The 21028-nt window shown below is 67.2% G+C and carries 15 protein-coding genes; 6 read left to right on the top strand and 9 right to left on the bottom strand.

Features of this window, described 5'->3' with window-relative positions:
• Nucleotides 1-2: 2 nt before the first annotated feature.
• The 4 genes from purL to galU all read right to left on the bottom strand — a co-directional run bounded on the left by purL (nucleotide 3) and on the right by galU (nucleotide 4540).
• Nucleotides 3-2213, bottom strand: coding sequence for a phosphoribosylformylglycinamidine synthase subunit PurL (purL, locus tag CE453_RS07585; protein ID WP_089174029.1), 2211 nt, complete (start codon nucleotides 2211-2213; stop codon nucleotides 3-5).
• Between the two features lie 96 nt (nucleotides 2214-2309).
• On the bottom strand, nucleotides 2310-2747 hold the full coding sequence (locus CE453_RS07580) for an acyl-CoA thioesterase (RefSeq protein WP_089174028.1): 438 nt from the start codon (nucleotides 2745-2747) through the stop codon (nucleotides 2310-2312).
• Nucleotides 2744-3631, bottom strand: coding sequence for a methyltransferase domain-containing protein (locus tag CE453_RS07575; RefSeq protein ID WP_089174027.1), 888 nt, complete (start codon nucleotides 3629-3631; stop codon nucleotides 2744-2746). Before CE453_RS07575 ends, CE453_RS07580 begins: the two co-directional genes overlap by 4 nt.
• A 30-nt stretch (nucleotides 3632-3661) precedes the next feature.
• The gene (gene galU / locus CE453_RS07570; RefSeq protein ID WP_089174026.1) at nucleotides 3662-4540 is read right to left on the bottom strand and encodes a UTP--glucose-1-phosphate uridylyltransferase GalU; all 879 of its coding nucleotides are present in this window, start codon (nucleotides 4538-4540) and stop codon (nucleotides 3662-3664) included.
• 167 nt (nucleotides 4541-4707) lie between these two features.
• Between galU and galE the strand changes: the two genes are divergently transcribed.
• On the top strand, nucleotides 4708-5700 hold the full coding sequence (gene galE / locus CE453_RS07565) for a UDP-glucose 4-epimerase GalE (protein WP_089174025.1): 993 nt from the start codon (nucleotides 4708-4710) through the stop codon (nucleotides 5698-5700).
• A gap of 33 nt (nucleotides 5701-5733) precedes the next feature.
• Here galE and rnk read toward each other — a convergent pair whose 3' ends face one another.
• On the bottom strand, nucleotides 5734-6144 hold the full coding sequence (gene rnk / locus CE453_RS07560) for a nucleoside diphosphate kinase regulator (protein ID WP_089174024.1): 411 nt from the start codon (nucleotides 6142-6144) through the stop codon (nucleotides 5734-5736).
• Between the two features lie 340 nt (nucleotides 6145-6484).
• On the opposite strand from rnk, the gene CE453_RS07555 reads away from it, so the two are divergent.
• Both CE453_RS07555 and CE453_RS07550 read left to right on the top strand, forming a co-directional pair.
• The gene (locus CE453_RS07555; protein WP_089174023.1) at nucleotides 6485-7717 is read left to right on the top strand and encodes a lytic murein transglycosylase; all 1233 of its coding nucleotides are present in this window, start codon (nucleotides 6485-6487) and stop codon (nucleotides 7715-7717) included.
• Between the two features lie 58 nt (nucleotides 7718-7775).
• Nucleotides 7776-8981: an SGNH/GDSL hydrolase family protein gene (locus tag CE453_RS07550; RefSeq protein WP_157732939.1), complete on the top strand. Its 1206-nt coding sequence runs from the start codon at nucleotides 7776-7778 to the stop codon at nucleotides 8979-8981.
• A 31-nt stretch (nucleotides 8982-9012) separates the two neighbouring features.
• Here the strand turns inward: CE453_RS07550 and CE453_RS07545 are convergent, their stop codons facing one another.
• Complete coding sequence (locus CE453_RS07545) at nucleotides 9013-9576, bottom strand: GNAT family N-acetyltransferase (protein ID WP_089174021.1); 564 nt, start codon at nucleotides 9574-9576, stop codon at nucleotides 9013-9015.
• Between the two features lie 132 nt (nucleotides 9577-9708).
• On the opposite strand from CE453_RS07545, the gene CE453_RS07540 reads away from it, so the two are divergent.
• Entirely contained in the window at nucleotides 9709-10239 is a 531-nt protein-coding gene (locus CE453_RS07540) for a DUF3859 domain-containing protein (protein ID WP_089174020.1), read from the top strand.
• 24 nt (nucleotides 10240-10263) lie between these two features.
• Here the strand turns inward: CE453_RS07540 and CE453_RS07535 are convergent, their stop codons facing one another.
• The 3 genes from CE453_RS07535 to gltB form a co-directional block, all read right to left on the bottom strand.
• Nucleotides 10264-11778 (bottom strand): ATP-binding cassette domain-containing protein, encoded by a 1515-nt coding sequence (locus tag CE453_RS07535; protein ID WP_089174019.1) that lies wholly within the window; start codon nucleotides 11776-11778, stop codon nucleotides 10264-10266.
• 231 nt (nucleotides 11779-12009) lie between these two features.
• Nucleotides 12010-13434: a glutamate synthase subunit beta gene (locus tag CE453_RS07530; protein WP_089174018.1), complete on the bottom strand. Its 1425-nt coding sequence runs from the start codon at nucleotides 13432-13434 to the stop codon at nucleotides 12010-12012.
• 95 nt (nucleotides 13435-13529) lie between these two features.
• Nucleotides 13530-18218 carry a glutamate synthase large subunit gene (gene gltB / locus CE453_RS07525; RefSeq protein ID WP_089174017.1) on the bottom strand — a complete coding sequence of 1563 codons (4689 nt, stop codon included), beginning with the start codon at nucleotides 18216-18218 and terminating at the stop codon, nucleotides 13530-13532.
• 606 nt (nucleotides 18219-18824) lie between these two features.
• Here gltB and CE453_RS07520 point away from each other — a divergent pair.
• Nucleotides 18825-19880 (top strand): threonine aldolase family protein, encoded by a 1056-nt coding sequence (locus tag CE453_RS07520; protein WP_089174016.1) that lies wholly within the window; start codon nucleotides 18825-18827, stop codon nucleotides 19878-19880.
• A gap of 122 nt (nucleotides 19881-20002) precedes the next feature.
• Nucleotides 20003-20977, top strand: coding sequence for a hypothetical protein (locus CE453_RS07515; protein ID WP_089174015.1), 975 nt, complete (start codon nucleotides 20003-20005; stop codon nucleotides 20975-20977).
• Nucleotides 20978-21028: the final 51 nt, after the last annotated feature.

Genomic DNA, 21028 nt, shown 5'->3' with positions numbered 1-21028 from the left:
CCTCAGGCCGCCTTGCCGGCCATATAGGACGGCAGCCAGTCTTCATGGATCTTGCGGAGATCGGCGACAGCCAGCGCCGGCTCGCCCGGAAGGCTGAGCATCGCGCCGCCGGTGCGGCCGATCGCGAGGGCCGGCACGCCGGCCGCCCTCGCGGCCGCGATCACTGCCTCGGCCTCGGCAGCCGGAACCGCCAGGACATAGCGCGCCTGATCCTCGCCGAAGAGCGCGGCATGGGCGGGACCGGCCGGCAGAGTGTCGATGGTCGCGCCGATGCCCTTCGCCATCGCCATCTCGGCGAGCGCAACCGCCAGGCCGCCATCCGACAGGTCGTGGCAGGTCGCGACCTTGCCGCCCGCGATCAACCCGCGCACGAATTCGCCGTTGCGGCGTTCGATCGCAAGGTCAACCGGCGGCGGAGCACCCTCCTCGCGGCCGCAGACCGTCGCGAGATAAGCACTCTGGCCGAGCCAGCCTTGAGTCTCGCCGATGAGGAGGATCGCCTCGCCCTCGGTCTTGAAGGCGACGGTCGCGTGCTTCGTCACGTCGGCCATGACGCCGACGCCGCCGATGGTCGGGGTCGGCAGGATCGAGACCCCGTTGGTCTCGTTGTAGAGCGAGACGTTGCCGGAGACGACCGGGAAGTCGAGCGCCTTGCAGGCCTCGCCGATGCCGCGGATGCAGCCGACGAACTGGCCCATCACTTCCGGTTTCTCGGGATTGCCGAAGTTCAGATTGTCGGTGATCGCGAGCGGCGTCGCTCCGGTCGCCGTCAGGTTGCGCCAGGCTTCGGCCACCGCCTGCTTGCCGCCCTCGAACGGATCGGCCTCGCAATAGCGCGGCGTCACGTCGGCGGTCATGGCAAGGCCCTTCGGCCCGTCCTCGATGCGGATCACGCCCGCATCGCCACCGGGCCGCACGGCCGAATTGCCAAGGATCAGCGTGTCGTACTGCTCCCAGATCCAGCGCTTCGAGGAGAGATCCGGCGAGCCGATCAACTGCTTCAGCGCCTCGGCATTGCCGCAAGGCGGCGCGACGCTCTCGGCCGCGATGCGTTGCTGCGGCGGCGTCTCGATCCAGGGCCGATCATATTCCGGAGCCTCGTCGCCGAGTTCCTTGATCGGCAGGTCGGCCATGACCTCGCCCTGGTGCTTCACGACGAAGCGCAGCGTGTCGGTGGTGTGGCCGACGACGGCGAAGTCGAGGCCCCATTTCTGGAAGATCGCCTCGGCGGCCTCCTCATGCCCCGGCTTGATCACCATGAGCATGCGCTCCTGGCTCTCCGAGAGCATCATCTCATAGGCGCTCATGCCCTCCTCGCGGCAGGGCACCTTGTCGAGGTCGAGCTCGACGCCGAGATCGCCCTTGGCGCCCATCTCGACGGCCGAGCAGGTCAGGCCCGCCGCACCCATGTCCTGGATCGCATCGACATGGCCGGCGGCCATGATCTCGAGGCAGGCTTCGAGCAGGAGCTTCTCGGCGAAGGGATCGCCGACCTGCACGGTCGGGCGCTTCTCCTCCGACTTGTCGTCGAATTCGGCCGAGGCCATGGTCGCGCCGTGGATGCCGTCGCGGCCGGTCTTGGAGCCCAGATAGACGATCGCCTTACCGACGCCGGAGGCCTTGGCGTAGAAGATCTCGTCGGCCTTGGCGATGCCGACCGCCATGGCGTTGACGAGGATGTTGCCGTCATAGCGCGAGTGGAAGCCTGTGGCGCCGCCGACATTCGGCACGCCGAAGGAATTGCCGTAGCCGCCGATGCCGGCGACGACGCCGGAGACGAGGTGGCGGGTCTTCGGATGGTCCGGCGAGCCGAAGCGCAACGCGTCGAGCACCGCGATCGGGCGCGCGCCCATGGTGAAGACGTCGCGCAGGATGCCGCCGACGCCCGTCGTCGCGCCCTGATAGGGCTCGATGAAGGACGGGTGGTTGTGGCTCTCCATCTTGAAGACGATGGCCGTGCCGTCGCCGATATCGATGACACCGGCATTCTCGCCCGGCCCCTGGATCACCCAGGGCGCCTTGGTCGGCAGCGTCTTCAGATGGATCTTGGACGACTTGTAGGAGCAGTGCTCGTTCCACATCGCCGAGACGATGCCGAGTTCCGTGATCGTCGGCTCGCGGCCGATCAGATGCAGGAAGCGCTGGTACTCGTCGGGCTTGAGGCCATGCTCGGCGACGAGCTGCGGGGTGATCTTGATGTCGTTCGGAATCACGGGCTCAGGGTTCCTGGCGGTCCGGCGATAGGGGTTGGCAGGGGCATAGCCTGCCTCACGCCGCGAGACAACGGATTCCCGGCTACGCTGCTGTTTTCAGCTCTGGATCGCAGCCAAAGCTGCCCTGAGTGGCGCTGGAATGGGCACGGGCTTCTGGCTCGCACGCGCGACGTAGACATGGGTGAAGCGCCCCTGCGCCGCGGCCAGCTCGCTGCCCTGCCGGAAGATGCCGATGCGATAGGTGACAGAGCTGCTGCCCAGCCGCTCGACTACGATTCCCGCCTCGACGATCTCGGGAAAGGCGACGCTCTCGAAATAGGTGCAGGTCGTCTCGACCACGAGCCCGATAGCTTCGCTATCGAACACATCGAGGAATCCGCCTTCGACCAGCCAGGCGTTCACCGCCGTGTCGAACCACGCGTAGTAGACGACGTTGTTGACGTGGCCATAGGCGTCATTGTCGTGCCAGCGCGTCGGGATGGCGCGGAAAACGCGGAAATCCGAGCGGCCCAGGCGCGGCTGCCGTTCGCTCATCCCTCGCCCCCCGGCTTCTCACCCGCCTTGATCTCGGGAACGCCGAGCGCATCGGCGAGCCTGGCCTTGGCCGAGCCGGGCCTCAGCGGCTTCTGTTGGCTCTCATGCGGCGACCAGCCGGAGAGCCAGACGAATTCGAAGGTCGCCGGCAATCGCCCGTCCGGATCGGCGAAGCGCTCGGCATAGAGCGCGGCCGCCCGCAGCAAGGTCTCCCGCTTCAGTGGCCCCTTGCGGCGCGCGACGAGGTTGTTGGCCCAGCCCATGGCCCTGAGGTCGCGGAACAGCCCGAAGGCATCGCGGTAGCGCACCGTGACGGTCTCGCTGTCGATAACCGGCAGCGCGAAGCCGGCTCGCTGCAGCAGGCCGCCGAGATCGCGCAGATCGGCGAAGGGCGCGACGCGCGGGCTGACACCGCCCGTCGTCTCGCTCTCGGCTTCGAGCAAGACCTGCCGCAGCTCCTGCAGGCTGCGCCCACCGAGCAGGCAGGCCATGAACAACCCGTCCGGCTTCAGCGCCCGCTTGATCTGGATGAGCGCGCCCGGCAGGTCGTTGACGCCTTGTAGCGCCAGTAGCGAGACAGCGAGGTCAAGCGAGCCGGCTGCGAAAGGCAGCCCTTCGAGGTCGCCGACGAGATCGGCGCCGCCGCCCTCCGTCTCGGCCATATGCAGAAGGCGACCGACCTTGCCGGCGAGGACGGGCGCGACGACGGGCAGCGGCGTGCCGAGATCGGCCGCAAGCGTAAACTCGCGCAGCACCGCGCCGAGCCGCTCCTCCAGATCGCCCGCCGCACGCTGCAGCAGAAAATCCGGATAATCCCCGGCGAGCGCGCGCCTGAGCCGCGAGCGGCCGAGCGCGCGATCGAAGACGACGCTGCCGTCACTCAACCCGTCTGTCCCCCTGTTGCGGCTGCCGGCTCAGCGCTCGAGCAGCTTCTCGATCTCGGCGCGCAGCTGCGGACCGAGATCGCTGCGGTCCAGCGCATAGGCGACATTCGCCGCGAGGAAGCCGATCTTCGACCCGGCATCGTAGATCTCGCCGTCGAAGCGCACCGCGTAGAACGGCTCCTGATGCGACAGCGCGATCATCGAATCGGTGAGCTGGATCTCGCCGCCCGCGCCCTTTTCCTGGTTCGCGAGCAGGTTGAAGATCGTCGGCTGCAGGATGTAGCGGCCACTGACATGCAGGTTGGAGGGCGCGGTGCCCTTCGGCGGCTTCTCGACCATGCCGGTGATCTTCGAGATCTTGGCCTTGGCGTCCTCGACGGCGACGATGCCGTATTGATGGGTCTGGTCGTCGGGCACGGGCGCGACGGCGATGTGGTTGCCGCCATGCTTGTCATAGGCCTCGATCATCTCGGCGAGGCAGCCCTTGCCAGCGCTGTAATGCAGCATGTCCGGCAGCAGCAGCGCGAAGGGCTCCTCGCCGACGATCTCGCGCGCGCACCAGACGGCATGGCCGAGGCCGAGCGGTGCCTGCTGGCGGGTGAAGCTGGTGGCGCCCGCCGCCGGCAGATCGGCCTTCAGCGCCTCGAGCTCCTTGATCTTGTTGCGCTTGGCGAGCGTGTCGTCGAGCTCATAGGCCATGTCGAAATGGTCCTCGATCACCGCCTTGTTGCGGCCGGTGACGAAGATGAAATGTTCGATGCCCGCAGCGCGCGCCTCGTCCACGACATGCTGCACGACCGGACGGTCGACGATGGTGAGCATCTCCTTCGGGACCGCCTTGGTGGCGGGCAGGAAGCGGGTGCCGAGACCGGCGACGGGAAGAACGGCCTTGCGGATGCGTTTCGTCATGAAGGGTCCTTGGCGCGGTTGCCTTTGCCGAAGCGAGGCTTTGATGGGGTGGGCCGCACAACTGTCACGGTTGCCGGCCATCAGGGGCGTATTAGCTGACAGGCCTTGAGAACCCGTCAACGGTTTTTGGATAGGCCGGGTTCCTGACAAAGATGAGGCGAGAGACGATGGCGGTATTGGTTTCCGGCGGCGCCGGCTACATCGGCAGCCATATGGTGCTTGAATTGCTCGACCGGGGCGAGAAGGTCGTGGTCCTCGACAATCTCTCCACCGGCTTCTGGTGGGCGGTCCCGCCCGAGGCGGTTTTCGTGCAGGGCGATATCGGCGACCAGCCGCTGATCGAATCGCTCGTCGCCGAGCATGGCATCACCGAGATCGCGCATTTCGCCGCCAGGATCGTGGTTCCGGAATCCGTATCCGACCCTCTGGGCTATTATTTCAACAATACCGTGAAGACGCGCGCCCTGATCGAGAGCGCGGCGCGCAGCGGCGTGAAGCACGTCATCTTCTCCTCCACGGCCGCGGTCTATGGCGAGCCGCCGGTCTCGCCGGTGCCGGAGGAGATCGCGCTCAACCCGATCAACCCCTATGGCCGCTCCAAGCTGATGAGCGAGTGGATGCTGCAGGACGCGGCGAAGGCGCATGGCTTCACCTATGTCGCGCTGCGCTACTTCAACGTCGCGGGCGCCGATCCCAAGCTGCGCTCCGGCCAGTCCTCGCCCAACGCCACCCACCTGATCAAGGTCGCGAGCCAGGCAGCGCTCGGCGAGCGCGACGGGCTCACCGTCTTCGGCACGGACTATGCGACGCCGGACGGCACCTGCGTGCGTGACTACATTCACGTCACCGACCTCGCCCGCGCCCATCTGGCCGCGCTCGATCATCTGCGCAGCGGCAAGGAGAGCCTGACGCTGAACTGCGGCTATGGCCGTGGTTATTCGGTGCAGGAGGTCGTCGAGGTGGTGAAGAAGGTCTCCGGCGTCGACTTCCCGGTGACGCTCGCCGCCCGCCGCCCGGGCGACCCGGCTTCGCTGATCGCCCGCGCCGACCGCATCCGGACCGAGCTGGGCTGGCAGCCGGAGCATGACGATCTGGAAGAGATCGTCGGCCAGGCCCTGGCCTGGGAGGAGAAGCTCAGGACGAAGAACGCTTCGGCCTGAGCTGCAAGCTCCCCCCCCCGAGTGACGTCCCGGTCAGGAGGCCGCCTCCTCCTCGGCCGGCTCGCGGACTTCGAGCACGGTCAGGCGCTTGACCTCGCCGGAGCGCGTCGTCCAGTCGATCGAGCGCTCGGCCGCCATGCCAATCAGCGCGACGCCGATCGGCGTCATCACCGAGATGCGGTTCTTCTCGATATTCGCGTCCTGAGGCCAGACCAGCGTGACGGTGGTCTCGCGCTTGGTGCTTTCGTCGCGATAGACGATCTGGCTGCCGATGCGGGCGTGGTCGATGGAGGTCCGCCCCTCCGGCAGGATGCGGGCGCGATCAAGCTCGTGACTTAGCTCGGCGGCAAGCTCCGGCATGGTATTGGCCGCGCCGGCCGCGATACGGCTCAGCATGGCATGGTCCGCGGCCGTGACGGTGATGGCGGGACGCTTGGTGGACATTGGATCAGGTCTTTCATCGAAAAGGCGAGCGCCCGCCGGCGGACGCAAAGCCGCACGGAATCACAAGGTCGAACTCGCGGGTGAAAGGAAGAGAGGTAGCGCCCCCCGAGCCGGAGGCGCCAAGCGCGACAGACCCGGGGCTAGAAGCCCGCGATGAGATTGCCCGAGCGGTGCAGACCGCGGCGGAAGGGAGAGGCGCTATACATCGAACCAGAATCCGCCAATCGTTCCGGCTTGTCAAATGGGCAGGTGACGGAGTTCCCACGCCCGGTTTAACCTGCGGTTAATCTTGTTCAGGCGCTGTGATGGTGTTTCCATCCAGCTTTCGCAGGGAGCCCCTATGCGCCTGTCCGTCATCGCTGCTTCGGCCTTGCTCAGCCTGGCGCCGGCGTTGGCGCAGACCACGGGCTCGATCAATGTCTCGCGCGCCCATGCAGGCCCACCCGCCGCAACGCCGGCCAGCGCCAGCTTCGACATCTTCCTGCAGCGGCTCTGGCCGCAGGCGCAAGCGCGCGGCATCTCGCGCGCGACCTTCGATCTCGCCTTCCGCGGCGTGACGCCGGACGCCTCCATCGTCGCGCTGACCAAGAAGCAGTCCGAGTTCAGCGCGCCGATCTGGTCCTACCTGAACAACGCTGTCGGCGGCGGGCGCGTCCAGCGCGGCCAGGCGGTCGCGGCCGAGAACGCCTCGGTTCTCGCGCAGGTCGAGGCTCGCTATGGCGTGCCGAAGGAGGTCGTGCTCGGCGTCTGGGGCATGGAGACCAATTTCGGCTCCTTCAAGGGCGGCAAGGACGTCATCCGCTCGCTGGCGACACTGGCTTCGATCCGTTACCGAGGCGACTTCTTCCGCGACGAACTGCTGACGGCGCTCGAACTGATCGAGAAGGGCTATGTCGAGCGCAACGAACTGCGCGGCTCCTGGGCCGGCGCCATGGGCCACACCCAGTTCATGCCGTCGAGCTACCTCAAATACGCGGTCGACTGGACCGGCAACGGCCATGCCGACATCTGGAACTCGTCGAGCGACGCCATCGCCTCCACCGCCAACTATCTGAAGAGCTATGGCTGGGTGTCGGGTCTGCCCTGGGGCATGGAGGTGACGCTGCCCGAAGGCTTCGACCACCACCTCGACAAGGCGAGCTTTGCTTCCTTTCGCTCCGCCGGCGTGCGCCGGGCTGACGGCCGCGCCCTGCCCTCCTCCGGCGAAGGCCGCCTGTTCTACCCGGCCGGCCATACCGGCCCCGTCCTGCTGCTGACCGCGAATTTCGACATCATCAAGAAGTACAATTCCTCCGACGCCTATGCGCTGGCCGTCGGCCATCTCGGCGACCGCATCATGGGCCGCGGAGCGATCCAGGCCGACTGGCCGCTCAAGGCCGCCCGCCTCGACATGGCCGGAACCAAGGACCTGCAACGACGCCTGAAAGCACTCGGTCTCTACGACCATGACGCCGACGGGCGTGTCGGTACCGGCACACGCGAGGCCGTGCGACGCTACCAGATCAGCGTCGGCGAGATCGCCGATGGCTACCCGACTCCGGCGCTGCTCGCCCGCATGCGCGGCAAGCGCTGACTCCGGGCAGGGCCTGCCCTATATTGGGTCCGTCACGAGCCTCTGGATCGGATGGCTGATGCGCCTGCGCTCGCTCATCATGGTTCTCTGCGCCGCCTGCCTGCTCCTGTTGACCGGCGGCCCCATCTCGCTCGCCCAGCAGCCGCCGCAGCAGCGCAGCCTGTTCCAGCTTTTCTGGCAACTGCCCGCCAAGCCGACCACGCAGCCGCAGCAGCCGCGCCAGCGCGCCGCGCCGGCGGCACGGCGTCGGCCTTCCGCGCCCGTCGTCGTCCGCGACGACCCGATCATCCCGAAGGTCGATGTCGCCCATCATGTCGTGGTAATGGGCGATTCCCTCGCCAATCTCCTGGCCGATGGCCTCGACGACGCTCTGAACAACCGCCCGGATGTCGAGGTCATCCACCGTGCGAAGCCGGATTCCGGCCTCGTCCGCACCGATTTCTACGACTGGCCCAAGGCCGTCTCGGAGCTTCTGGCCAGCGATCAGAAAATCACGATCGCGGTGATGCTGATCGGCCTCAACGACCGCCAGCCGATCCGCGACGGCGACATCGTCCAGGAGCCCATGAGCCCGCGCTGGCTCGAACTTTATCGCGAGCGCATCGATGCGCTTGCCAACGCCTTCGCCGCCAAGCGCATCCCGCTGATCTGGGTCGGTGCGCCGCCCATGCAGAACGCCCGGCTCTCCGCCGACCTCGTCACGTTGAACGAACTCTTCCGCGAACGCGTCGAGAAGGCCGGCGGGCAATATGTCGATCTCTGGGGCGGCTTCGTCGATGCCGAGAACCGCTATGCCGCGACCGGCCCTGATGTCTCCGGCCAGCCGACGCGCCTGCGGCTCGGGGACGGCGTGCACTTCACCAAGGCCGGCGCCCGCAAGGCCGCGCATTTCGTCGATCTCGTCATCCGCCGGATCATCGAGGCGGCGCCGCAGAGCAACGTCATCGCGCTGCCGGTCGCGCCCGAAACCGGCGCCCCGACCGCACCTGAATTGCAGCCTGGTGGCGTCGAGCGCCTGATTGACCAGATGGCAGCCGGCGTGCCGACGATCGGCCTGCCACCGGCGCTGCAGGCCCGCCCGCTAGCCGGGCCGATCCAGCCGTTGACCGGGCAGGCGGCGCCGTCGGAGCAGCCGCTCCTCGCCTCGATCGCCGAAGCGCGCGGGCGCGGCGATGCCGCTACCCAGCTCGAACGCGTCTTCGGCCAGGGCATCGCGCCCGAGCCGGTGCCCGGGCGGATCGACGACTACCGCTGGCCACGCTGAGGGCCCCGCCCCCTCTTCGGGCAGCTTCGGATCACCGCGCCGCGTTGCGCCACTCGTCCGCGAGCAGCGCATAGAGCACATCGTCGCGCCAGACCTCCCCGACGCGCAGATTGTCGCGCAGCAGACCCTCACGGCGAAACCGGAACTTCTCGACCAGGCGAACCGACGGGTGATTATCCGGATGGATGAAGGCCTGGAGACGGTGCAGGCCAAGCTCGACGAAGCAGAAATCGAGCATCGCCGTGACCGCTTCAGTCGCGATACCCTGCCGGTGAAGCGCGGGGTTTATCATGTAGCCGATACTCGCCCGTTTACTGCGGATATGGCCGTCGTGATAGTTGACGAGTCCGAGGCAGCGATCCGTTCCAGCATCCGCCACTGCCCAGAACCGATAGTAGGACGGCGTACAGTCGATGAAGCTGCGCACCGAGCGCTCGGTTTCGATACGCTTCGTATAGACTGGCTGATTCCAGAAGCGCATCGCGCCGGGATCGGCGAAGCACTCATGCATCCCATCGACGTCGTCGCTGCGAAACTGGCGCAAGCGCAGGCGCGTCGTCGCAAGAACCGGGTGCGGCATGGCTTGCTTCGGCATGCGACGACCTCAGGCGGAAGGTTGTGGTCCTATCGGGAATTGCCGGAGCGATCGGTCCTCGGCAGTGCGATCTTTGACCGGCCAGCCAGCCAAGTTCAATATTAGGGGCGAAAGCAGGACTGCAGACGCCCCATGAGCAAACGCCGACCCGCGGCTGTAATGGCCATCATGGCCCTCGCTGCCATAGCTGGCCCCGCCGCGGCCGCGCCAAAAGGCGAGATCATCGATTTCGGCGTCACCGTCGGACGCCGCCTCGAGGCAACGCCAACCCCCGGCCAGGCCGGCCTCGAACCCGCGCGCGAGATGAAGAACATCCGCTACCTCGAGCGCACGGATCGCGTCGAGGCACGGCTGTGCCGGAACTTCGGTCTCTCGCTCGCGCTGACCGACGCCATTCCGCGCGTGCTGCCGGGACGGGTCTCCGTTCGCGTCGAGCATCCGCGCTTCACCCGCCCCGACGGCAAGACCAGTGCCGAGGACCGCTTCCCGAGTGCCGTGGTCAATGGTGTCACCCATATCGGTTTTACCTTCGACCATGAGTGGGAAATGGAGCCGGGCCGCTGGACCTTCGTCATCTCGGCCAGTGGGCAGGAGATCGCGCGGAAGGAGTTCACCGTCTCCATCCCGCCCGGCGCGCCCAACTCCGATTGCGGCGTCGGCTAGCCACACTGCTGCACTCGATCCCGATCATCCCGCCATCAGACGGTCGAAGATCGGATCGGGGTCGTCGACCTCGACCAGCCTCTTGCCGTCGATCACCCAGATGCGCGTCGCCACCGCGCGGACGAAGGCGCGGTCATGGCTGACCAGCAGGCAAGCCGGTTCGTGCTCGATCAACTCGCGCTCCAGCCTGTCCTGCCCCTCGATATCGAGATGGTTGGTCGGCTCGTCGAGCAGGTAGAAGTTCGGCTGCGCGAGGCGCAGCAGCAGCATCGCGAGCCGTGCCTTCTGCCCGCCCGAGAACCGGGAGATCGGCGCGGACTGGGCCTCGCTCGCGATCCCTGCGCCCGCCAGCAGCGTGCGGGCAAGCTGATCTCCGACATCGCTCGACCGTTTCACCGCCTCCCAGGGCGTCACCCAGGCATCGAGCTGCGACAGTGCCTGGTCGGAATGGCCGAGCTTCAGGCTCGCCGCGCCGCGGATCTCCGGATCGTCGCCGCCGAGCGCCGCCCGCAGCCGCGCGACGAAGCGCGTCTTGCCGGTGCCATTGGCGCCGAGCAGGGCGATCCGGTCGCCGTTCTCGATCCAGAGCTGGCCGGTTCGGAAGAGCGGCCGCCCATCCGGCGTCGCGATCACCGTGTCCTTGATCGCGACCAGCGCCTTGGCATGGCTACCGCTGTTGGCGAGCCTGATCGCCCCTGCGGAGCGCTCCTTGTGGGCCGGCCGGGCACTCCCCTCCAGCTTGTCGGCGCGCTCGGACAGTTGCTTCGTCTTGACCACCAGCAGGTCGGAGCCGGAATTGATGCCGATGTTCTTGAGCTTGGCCGCCTGCTGCCGCAGGGCCCTGACCTTGCGCATGTCGTTCTCGAACTGCCGGCCGCGCGCTGCGTCGCGCTCCTCGAGCGCCTGCAGGGCGCGCGAATACGGCAGGGCGAAATCAGCGCTCTCCGTCGGGCGCAGGAACAGGGTCCGGCTGCTGATGTCGTCGAGGAAGGCGCGGTCATGACTCGCGACCACGACGGCGCAATCACGCGGCAGGCCGGCAAGAAAGCGCTCAAGCACGCCGATCCGCGCCAGGTCGAGATGGTTGGTCGGTTCGTCGAGCAGGAGGAGGTCGGGCTCGATCACCGCCGCCCGCGCCAGCAGCATGCTGCGCTGCCAGCCACCTGACAGGCTGCCGACAGGGCGGCTGCGCAAGGCCTCGTCGACGGCGAGGTCGTCGAGCAGCACATCGACCCGCCAGCTCTCCGTTTCGGCCGCCTCGGCATCGAGCGCATCGCGCACGGCATCGTAGAGGCTCATCGCGAGCAGACGTGTCGGCGGGTCCTGCGGCGCGAAGGCGGCGACAAGACCGCGCGACCGGGTCAGCGCCCCTCCGGTCGCCTCCTCCTCGCTGGCCAGGATGCGCAGGAGCGAGGATTTGCCGCGGCCATTGGCAGCGACGAGGCCGAGACGGTCGCCCTTGGCGATGGAGAGATCGAGCCCGGCGAACAGGGTCTCGGTGCGGATGAGCGAAAGGTCTTTGATGGCGATCAGGGACATCGGAATCTCGTGAAGTCAGTCAGACGCAAGCAAGCGCGCCCAAAAAGGCTGACGACGAGACGACGATGCGGCTCCTGTCAGCCCCGCGAAGTGAAGCGCGGGGCGAAAACAGGTCCTCGGGTGCGGCAATGGAAGCGACGGCGCGGCGCCTGCTTCCCCTTCTGACTCGATTCCATGGCAGCGAACATAGCGAAGCCGGCGCGGATGACCAGAGCCGCCCGGCGATCCGGCTCACATCGGCAGGATGGTCTCCCCCATCAGCTGCTTGTCGATGGCATGCGCCGCTTGGCGGCCCTCGCGGATCGCCCAGACGACCAACGACTGGCCACGGCGCATGTCGCCGGCGACGAAGACCTTGTCGACGCTGGTCTTGTAGTCGCGGTCATTGGCGACGACGTTGGCGCGCTTGTCCACGCCCACGCCCGACTGCGCGATCATGCCCTCGATCACCGAGCCGGCGAAGCCGATGGCGAGGAAGCAGAGGTCGGCCTGGAGCACGAATTCGGTGCCGGGGATCGGCTTGCGCTTCTCGTCGACGCGGGCGCACTTCACGCCGGTGAGGCGACCGTTGCGGCCTTCGAGCCCGAGCGTCGCCGCCTGGAATTCGCGCTCGGCACCCTCGGCCTGCGAGGAGGAGGTACGGAACTTCGTCGGCCAGTACGGCCAGACGGTGAGCTTGTCCTCCATCTCCGGCGCCATCGGCCGGATGTCGAGCTGCGTCACCGAGAGTGCGCCCTGGCGGAAGGCCGTGCCGACGCAGTCGGAGGCGGTATCGCCGCCGCCAACCACCACGACATGCTTGCCGGCCGCCAGGATCGGCGCCTCGTTCGAGACATCCTCGCCGCCGACGCGCTTGTTCTGCTGGGTGAGGTACGGCATCGCGTAATGCACGCCCGAGAGATTGGTCTCCGGCAGGCCGGGATCGCGCGGCGCTTCCGCCCCGCCCGTCATCAGCACCGCATCATGCTCGGCGACGAGCTTCGCGAAGGGCAGCGTCACGCCGACATTGGCGTTGTAGTGGAAGGTCACGCCTTCCGCCTCCATCTGCTTCACCCGGCGGTCGATGTGCTTCTTTTCCATCTTGAAGTCGGGAATGCCGTAGCGCAGCAGGCCGCCGGCCTTGGCCTCGCGCTCATAGAGATGGACATCATGGCCGACGCGGGCGAGCTGCTGCGCCGCGGCCATGCCCGCCGGACCGGAGCCGACGATGGCGATGCGCTTGCCGGTGCGCTTCGCCGGGATCTCGGGGGCGATCCAACCTTCCTGCCAGCCCTTGTCGGCGATCGCCTGCTCGATCGTCTTGATCGTCACCGGCATGTTCTCGAGGTTGAGCGTGCAGGCTTCCTCGCAAGGCGCGGGGCAGATGCGACCGGTGAATTCCGGGAAGTTGTTGGTGGAATGGAGGTTGCGCAGCGCGTCCTCCCAGCCCCCGGAATAGACCAGCTCGTTCCAGTCCGGAATCTGGTTGTGCACCGGGCAGCCGGTCGGCCCATGGCAGAAGGGGATGCCGCAATCCATGCAGCGCGCCGCCTGCTTCTTGATGTCGCGCTCCTCCAGCGGAAGTGTGAACTCCCGGAAGTGCCGGATGCGGTCGCCGGCGAGCTGATACTTCTGCTCCTGCCGGTCGTATTCGAGAAAGCCCGTGACCTTGCCCATACCGTTTCTCTCGCCGTGTGCGCGGGGCGTCCCCGTGCGCGTGCCTTAATCTGATCGAGATACCGGGGCGCAAGCCCCGGCGGGTGGCGTTTCGTTTATTCCGCAGCCTGCAAGGTGCGGGCCTGTTCCATCTCGCGCAGCGCGCGGCGGTATTCGACCGGCATCACCTTCACGAATTTGGTGCGGTAATCCGCCCAATTGTCGAGGATCGTGCGGGCACGCTGCGAACCGGTATAGGTGAAGTGGTTCGTCAGCATCTGCATCAGGCGCTCGTCGTCATGACCGGACATGTTGGTCATATCGATGCGGCCCTTGTGCTCGAGGTCGCCGCCGTGATGGTGCAGCCGCTCCATCAGGTCCTCCTCCTCCTCGACCGGTTCGAGATCGACCATCGAGAGGTTGCAGCGCGACTTGAAGGTGCCGTCCTCGTCCAGCACATAGGCGATGCCGCCCGACATGCCGGCCGCGAAGTTGCGTCCGGTCTGGCCGATCACCGCGACGACGCCGCCCGTCATGTACTCGCAGCCATGGTCGCCCGTGCCTTCCACCACCGCGATGGCGCCCGAGTTGCGCACCGCGAAACGCTCGCCGGCGACGCCCCGGAAATAGGCCTCGCCCGCGATGGCACCGTAGAGCACGGTGTTGCCGACGATGATCGAGCGCTCGGCCACGGCCTTGGTCGCAGGGTCCGGCTTCACGATCAGCTTGCCGCCCGAGAGCCCCTTCCCGACATAGTCGTTGGCCTGGCCGGTGAGCTCGACCGTGACGCCCGCGGCGAGAAAGGCCGCGAAGCTCTGGCCGGAGGTCCCCTTCAGCTTCACCGTGATGGTGTCGTCCGGCAGGCCGGCATGGCCGTACTTCTTGGCGACCGCGCCCGAGAGCATGGCGCCGGCCGAACGATCGACGTTGCTGATCATCTCCTCGATCACGACCGGCGCACCGGTCTCGATCGCACTTGCCGCCGCCTCGATCAGCCGGCGGTCGAGCACTTCGTCGATCGGATGCTTCTGCAACTCGACATGGCGGATCGCCACGCCCGGCAGCTCGACCTTGTGGAAGAGCTTCGAGAAATCGAGCCCATTCGCCTTCCAGTGCTCGATCGCATCCTTCTTGTCGAGCAGGTCGGAGCGGCCGACGATCTCCTCGATCTTCGTGAAGCCCATCTCCGCCATGATCCGGCGGACATCCTCGGCCACGAAGAAGAAGTAGTTCACGACATGCTCTGGCAGGCCCTTGAAGCGCTTGCGCAGCACCGGATCCTGCGTCGCGACGCCGACCGGGCAGGTGTTGAGGTGGCACTTGCGCATCATGATGCAGCCGGCCGCGATCAGCGGCGCGGTCGAGAAGCCGAACTCGTCGGCGCCGAGCAGCGCGCCGATGATGACGTCGCGACCCGTGCGCAGGCCACCGTCGACCTGCAAGGCCACGCGGCCGCGCAGATGGTTCAGCACCAGCGTCTGCTGGGTCTCGGCGAGGCCGATCTCCCAGGGCGAACCGGCATGCTTCAGCGAGGTCAACGGGCTCGCGCCCGTGCCGCCCTCGAAGCCGGAGATGGTGATGTGGTCGGCCCGCGACTTGGCGACGCCGGCAGCGACGGTGCCGACGCCGATCTCGGAGACGAGCTTCACCGAGACGTCGGCCGCCGGATTGACGTTCTTCAGGTCGAAGATCAGCTGCGCCAGATCCTCGATCGAATAGATGTCATGGTGCGGCGGCGGCGAGATCAGGCCGACGCCCGGCGTCGAATGCCGGGTCCGCGCAATCTTGGCGTCGACCTTGTGGCCGGGGAGCTGGCCGCCCTCGCCGGGCTTGGCGCCCTGCGCGACCTTGATCTGCATCACGTCGGAGTTGACGAGATACTCGGTCGTCACGCCGAAGCGGCCGGACGCGATCTGCTTGATCGCCGAGCGCTTCGAGCGGCCATCCGGCAGCGGCTTGAAGCGGATCGCTTCCTCGCCGCCCTCGCCGGTGTTCGACTTGCCGCCGATCTGGTTCATCGCGATGGCGAGCGTCTCATGCGCCTCGCGCGAGATCGAGCCGAAGGACATCGCGCCGGTGGCGAAGCGCTTCACGATCTCGGCGGCGGGCTCGACGCTCTCCAGCGGCACGGGCTTGCGCCCGTTCTCCTCGGCCATCTTCACCTTGAACAAGCCGCGGATGGTGCTGAGCCGCTGCGCGTCGTCGTTCACCTGCCTGGCGAACTCCTCGTAGCGATCCTGCGCGTTGAGGCGCACCGCATGCTGCAGCGAGGCGACGACGTCCGGCTTCCAGACATGGTCTTCGCCGCGGATGCGGTACATGTACTCGCCGCCGATATCGAGGCTGTTGCGGTAGAGCGGCGAGTCGCCGAAAGCGTCGCGATGCCGGCGCAGGCTCTCCTCGGCGATCTCGTCGAGGCCCACGCCTTCGATCGCCGTGCCGGTGCCGAAGAAGAACTTGTCGACGAAGGCGCTCTTCAGGCCGACGGCGTCGAAGATCTGCGCGCCGCAATAGGACTGGTAGGTCGAGATGCCCATCTTGGACATCACCTTGAGCACACCCTTGCCGACCGACTTGATGTAGCGCTTCACCACCTCGTCGGCGTCGACCTCCTCGGGGAAGGCGCCCTGCTCATGCTGGTCGAGCAGGGTATCGAAGGCGAGATAGGGGTTGATCGCCTCGGCGCCGTAGCCGGCGAGGCAGCAGAAATGATGGATCTCGCGCGGCTCGCCGGATTCGACGACGAGGCCGACCGAGGTGCGCAGGCCCTTGCGGATCAGGTGATGGTGGACGGCCGCCGTCGCCAGCAGCGCCGGGATCGGGATGCGGTCGGCGCCGACCTGCCGATCGGACAGGATGATGATGTTGTAGCCACCATGGACCGCGGCCTCGGCGCGCTCGCAGAGCCGTTCCAGCGCACCCGCCATGCCGCCCGCGCCCTCGCGCGCCGGATAGGTGAAGTCGATGGTCTTGGTGTCGAAGCGATCCTCGTAATGGCCGATGCAGCGGATCTTCTCGAGATCGTCATTGGTCAGGATCGGGGTGCGCACTTCCAGCCGCTTGCGCCGCGAGGTGCCCTCCAGATCGAGGATGTTCGGACGCGGCCCGATGAAGGAAAGCAGGCTCATCACCAGCTCTTCGCGGATCGGGTCGATCGGCGGGTTCGTGACCTGCGCGAAGTTCTGCTTGAAATAGGTGTAGAGCAGCTTCGACTTGAGCGAGAGCGCCGAGATCGGCGTATCCGTACCCATCGAGCCGACGGCCTCCTGGCCGGTCACCGCCATCGGCGCCATCAGCAGCCGGACATCCTCGGTGGTGTAGCCGAAGGATTGCTGGCGATCGAGCAGCGGCACATCGGTGCGCGAGGCCCGCGCCTCGACCGGCGGCAGGTCCTCAAGCACGATCTGGGTGCGCTTCAGCCAGTCCTTGTAGGGATTGGCGAGGCAGAGCGAGGTCTTGATCTCGTCATCGCCGATGATGCGGCCCTGCTCGAGGTCGATCAGCAGCATCTTGCCGGGCTGGAGCCGCCACTTCTCGACGATCTTCTCTTCCGGGATCGGCAGCACGCCGAATTCGGAGGCCAGCACGACGAGCCCGTCATCGGTGACGAGATAGCGCGCCGGGCGCAGGCCGTTGCGGTCCAGCGTCGCGCCGATCTGGCGGCCGTCGGTGAAGGCGATCGCGGCCGGCCCGTCCCAGGGCTCCATCAGCGCTGCGTGGTATTCGTAGAAGGCGCGCCGCTCCTCATCCATCAGCGGGTTGCCGTTCCACGCCTCCGGCACGAGCATCATCATGGCGTGGGTCAGCGAGTAGCCGCCCTGCACCAGGAATTCGAGCGCGTTGTCGAAGCAGGCGGTGTCCGACTGCCCCTCATAGGAGATCGGCCAGAGCTTCGAGATGTCCGAGCCGAACAGCTCGGAATCGACGCTCGCCTGCCGCGCCGCCATCCAGTTGACGTTGCCGCGCAGCGTGTTGATCTCGCCGTTATGGGCGACCATCCGGTAGGGGTGGGCCAGCCGCCAGGACGGGAAGGTGTTGGTGGCGAAGCGCTGATGGACAAGGGCGAGCGCACTCTCGAAGCGCTCATCCTGCAGATCCTTGAAGTAGGAACCGAGCTGGTTCACCAGCACCATGCCCTTGTAGACGATGGTGCGGGCCGACATCGAGACGGGGTAGTACTCCGCCGTCTTGCGCTCCTGATGCTTGTAGACCTTGTTCGAGACCGACTTGCGCAGGACGTAGACCTGGCGCTCGAACTCCTCCTCGCTGGTGATGTCCTCCGGCCGGCCGACGAAGAGCTGGCGATGCACCGGCTCGGTCTCCAGCACGGCCTTGCCAAGGTCGCTGTTGTCGACGGGCACGTCGCGCCAGCCGAGGAAGTTCAGGCCTTCCTCCTCGACGGTCTGGGCGATGATCTCCTCGCAGAGCGTCCGGCTCGCGGCATCCTGCGGCATGAAGAACTGGCCGATGGCGTAGAAGCCCGGCTCCGGCAATTCGACGCCGAGCTTGGCGCACTCCTCCTTGAAGAAGCGATGCGGGATCTGGGTGAGGATGCCGCAGCCGTCGCCGAGCTTCGGATCGGCGCCGACGGCTCCGCGATGGTCGATATTGTGCAGGATCTGCAGGCCCTGCTGCACGATCGCATGGCTCTTGCGGTTCTTCATGTCGGCGATGAAGCCGACACCGCAGGAATCCTTCTCGTTGGCCGGGTCATAGAGGCCCTGATGCGTCGGCAGCGCCGGATCGCGCACGGCCGGAAAACGCTCGAACCCCTTTGCGCCGCTCGCCTTGCTGGTCGCGCTCATCGTCAAACCTGCTCCCCAGAACCCCGCTGGCTCTTCACCGGCGGACAGACCGTCAGTCACAATCCTTCCCGCGGCAGGCCACGGCACCGGCGCTACCGACGGGCAGCGCGGATGAGGCCAAGGCGGGTCGGCCGTCGTCTCGTCGGAGGCTTACTTGCGCTTTGTTTCCACCGCGCCCGCGTCCTCCGCAGGCGCTTCGGGCTCGCTATCGCCCGGCCGCGCCTGTCTCAGGCCGTCGTTTTACGGACGGCGCACGTACGGTCGGCTTTGGCATCATTGGCCTGGCCCCTCGTCATGCTCCGCTCCGTTGCGACGGCGCGACCTGGAGCCTGGAATGGCTTTTGGTCGGCGCGATGAAAAATGGGACAGCAACACTGTCCTATTGCGATGAACTTGCCAGAATTCCAATCTGCGCACAAGCGCCGATTTCGCGCTGCAGCGAAATTTTATTGCAAAATCGAATCTGCGCCAGACATTTCCGGAATGAAAGCCTGACTCGGACGGCACGCTTCTTGTTCTGGCCGGTTTTCGACCGGCGCGCCGCGCAGCCCCCCTCTCCATCCCCGTCGCTTGGCAGAAACCGGCCCGCCTCGTAACCCTTCCGCCATGAACTTCATCAGCGACAACACCGCCGGCGCGAGCCCCCGCGTCATGGCCGCCCTCGCCGCCGCCAATGCCGGACCAGCCTCCGGCTATGGCAGCGACGACTGGACGAAGCGCGTCGAGGAGCGTCTCTCCGCGCTGTTCGAACGCGAGGTCGCGGCCTTCCTGGTGACAACGGGCACGGCGGCGAACGCGCTGGCGCTGGCCAGCGTCGTCAAGCCCTGGGGCGCCATCCTCACCCATGAGGAGAGCCACATCGTCGAGGACGAGTGCGGCGCGCCCGAATTCTTCAGCAACGGCGCCAAGCTGGTCGACCTTCCCGGCATCGGTGGCAAGCTTGCTCCCGCAGCGGTGACGCGTGCCCTCGGCTATCTGAACGAGGGCAGCTTCCACAACGTTCAGGCACAAGCTCTGTCGATCACCCAGGCGACGGAATGCGGCACGATCTATACGCCGGCCGAGGTTCGCGCCCTGAAAGAGGCTGTCACCGCCCGCCGCCTGACATTCCACATGGACGGCTCCCGGTTCGCCAATGCGGTCGCCACCCTCGGCTGCACGCCGGCCGAGATCACCTGGAAGGTGGGCATCGACGTGCTTTCCTTCGGCGGCACCAAGAACGGCGCCTGGGCGGTGGAAGCCGTGGTCTTCTTCGATCCGGCCCAGGCAGAGGAGATGAAGTGGCGGCGCAAGCGCGCCGGCCAGACGCTGTCGAAAGGCCGCTTCCTCGGCGCCCAGTTCGAAGCCCTGCTGGCCGACGACCACTGGCTCGATCTCGCCCGCCACGCCAATGCGCAGGCGAAGCGCCTCGCCGACGCGGTCGGCAATGGCAGCCATGCGCGCCTCGCCTGGCCGAGCCAGGCCAACGAGGTCTTCCTGGTCCTGCCCGCCGCAACGCAACAGCGGCTGAGCGCGGCCGGGGTGCGCTATCACTCCTGGTCGGATCGCTCGCTCGCCCCCGAGAACGCCTTGCGGGACGGTGAGATCGTCGGCCGCTTCGTCATGTCTTTCGCGACCGAACTCGGCGCCGTCGACCGGCTGATCGAGACGATCTCCGGCTGACAGTCGGAGCAAAAGAGCACGCTGCGATCGAACGGCGGCGTTTCGGCGCGCCGCGGCCCCATGCCTGCCGCAATCGCTAAGGAAAACTGAAAGCCGTGCGACACCCGTTAAGGAAGGATAGCATGGCAAAACGTTCGACCGCGTCGAGGCGCATCGGTCTGATGGGTCTGGCCGTGGCCGGTGCGCTCGCCGGCTCGGCGGGAGGCGCCGCCGCCCAGTACTATTATTATGACGAGTATGATCCGGTACCGGTGGTGCCTTATCCGCCGGCCTATGGCTACGGCTATGGCTACCGCTACGCCCCGCGCATCGCCGAACCGGTGACGCAGCGCGATATCCGGCGCATCGCCGCCGAGACTTATGGCTTCGTCCGGATCGACAGGCTCTACCGCAACGACGACACCTATGTCGTCGACGGCATGCGGGCGAACGGCCAGCGCCAGCGGCTGATCCTCGATGCCTTCGCCGGCAATCTGATCCGCCGCGTGCCACTGCGCGGCAGCCAGGCCGGCCAGGGACCGGACATCGCGCGGATCGATCCGCAGCAGGAGCGCGAGCCGCCGCACCCGCGCCTCGTGCCGAGGCCTCCGCAGCGCCCGGCCGAGCTGAAGCCCCCGGCGGAGGCGAGCGCACCAGCGACCGTCGTTCCGCTCGCCCCCGCCATGCCAGCCGCTCCGGAACAGGCTCCGAGCGCACCTCCTGCACCGCAGCCGCCGGCTGAAGCCAGCGCGCCGTCAACGGCCACCCCGCCCTCGCCCGCCGCCCCGCCGGCTCCGGAGAAAGCCCCCGCGCCTGCACCGCAGCCGCCGGTCGAAGCCAGCGCTCCCGCCACGCAAGCGGCCCCGCCTCCGGCAGCCGCCCCGGCCGCGCCTTCGCCCGGAACGGTCGATCCGGCGAGCGGTAGCGAGAAGCCCCGATTGGTGAACCCGCAGGATGTGCGCGGCACCGACGAAGCCGAGCGCCAGCCGCCGCTTTCGTCCCCGCCGCCGGCCTCCGCCGAGGCCACCGTGCCGTTGGCGCCGGTGCAGGGCCAGGATTCGGGCACGGCCAAGCCGAAGCCTGAAACACCGATCGCTCCGGTCGCACCGCTGAATTGATCGCGGGCCGCGCGCCATGCCGCGGCACCGCTAACCAAAAAGGGCTCCCGT

Origin of the sequence: Bosea sp. AS-1 (assembly GCF_002220095.1) — a bacterium.
In the GTDB taxonomy this organism is placed as follows: domain Bacteria; phylum Pseudomonadota; class Alphaproteobacteria; order Rhizobiales; family Beijerinckiaceae; genus Allobosea.
This window is presented reverse-complemented; position numbering and strand designations above follow the sequence as displayed.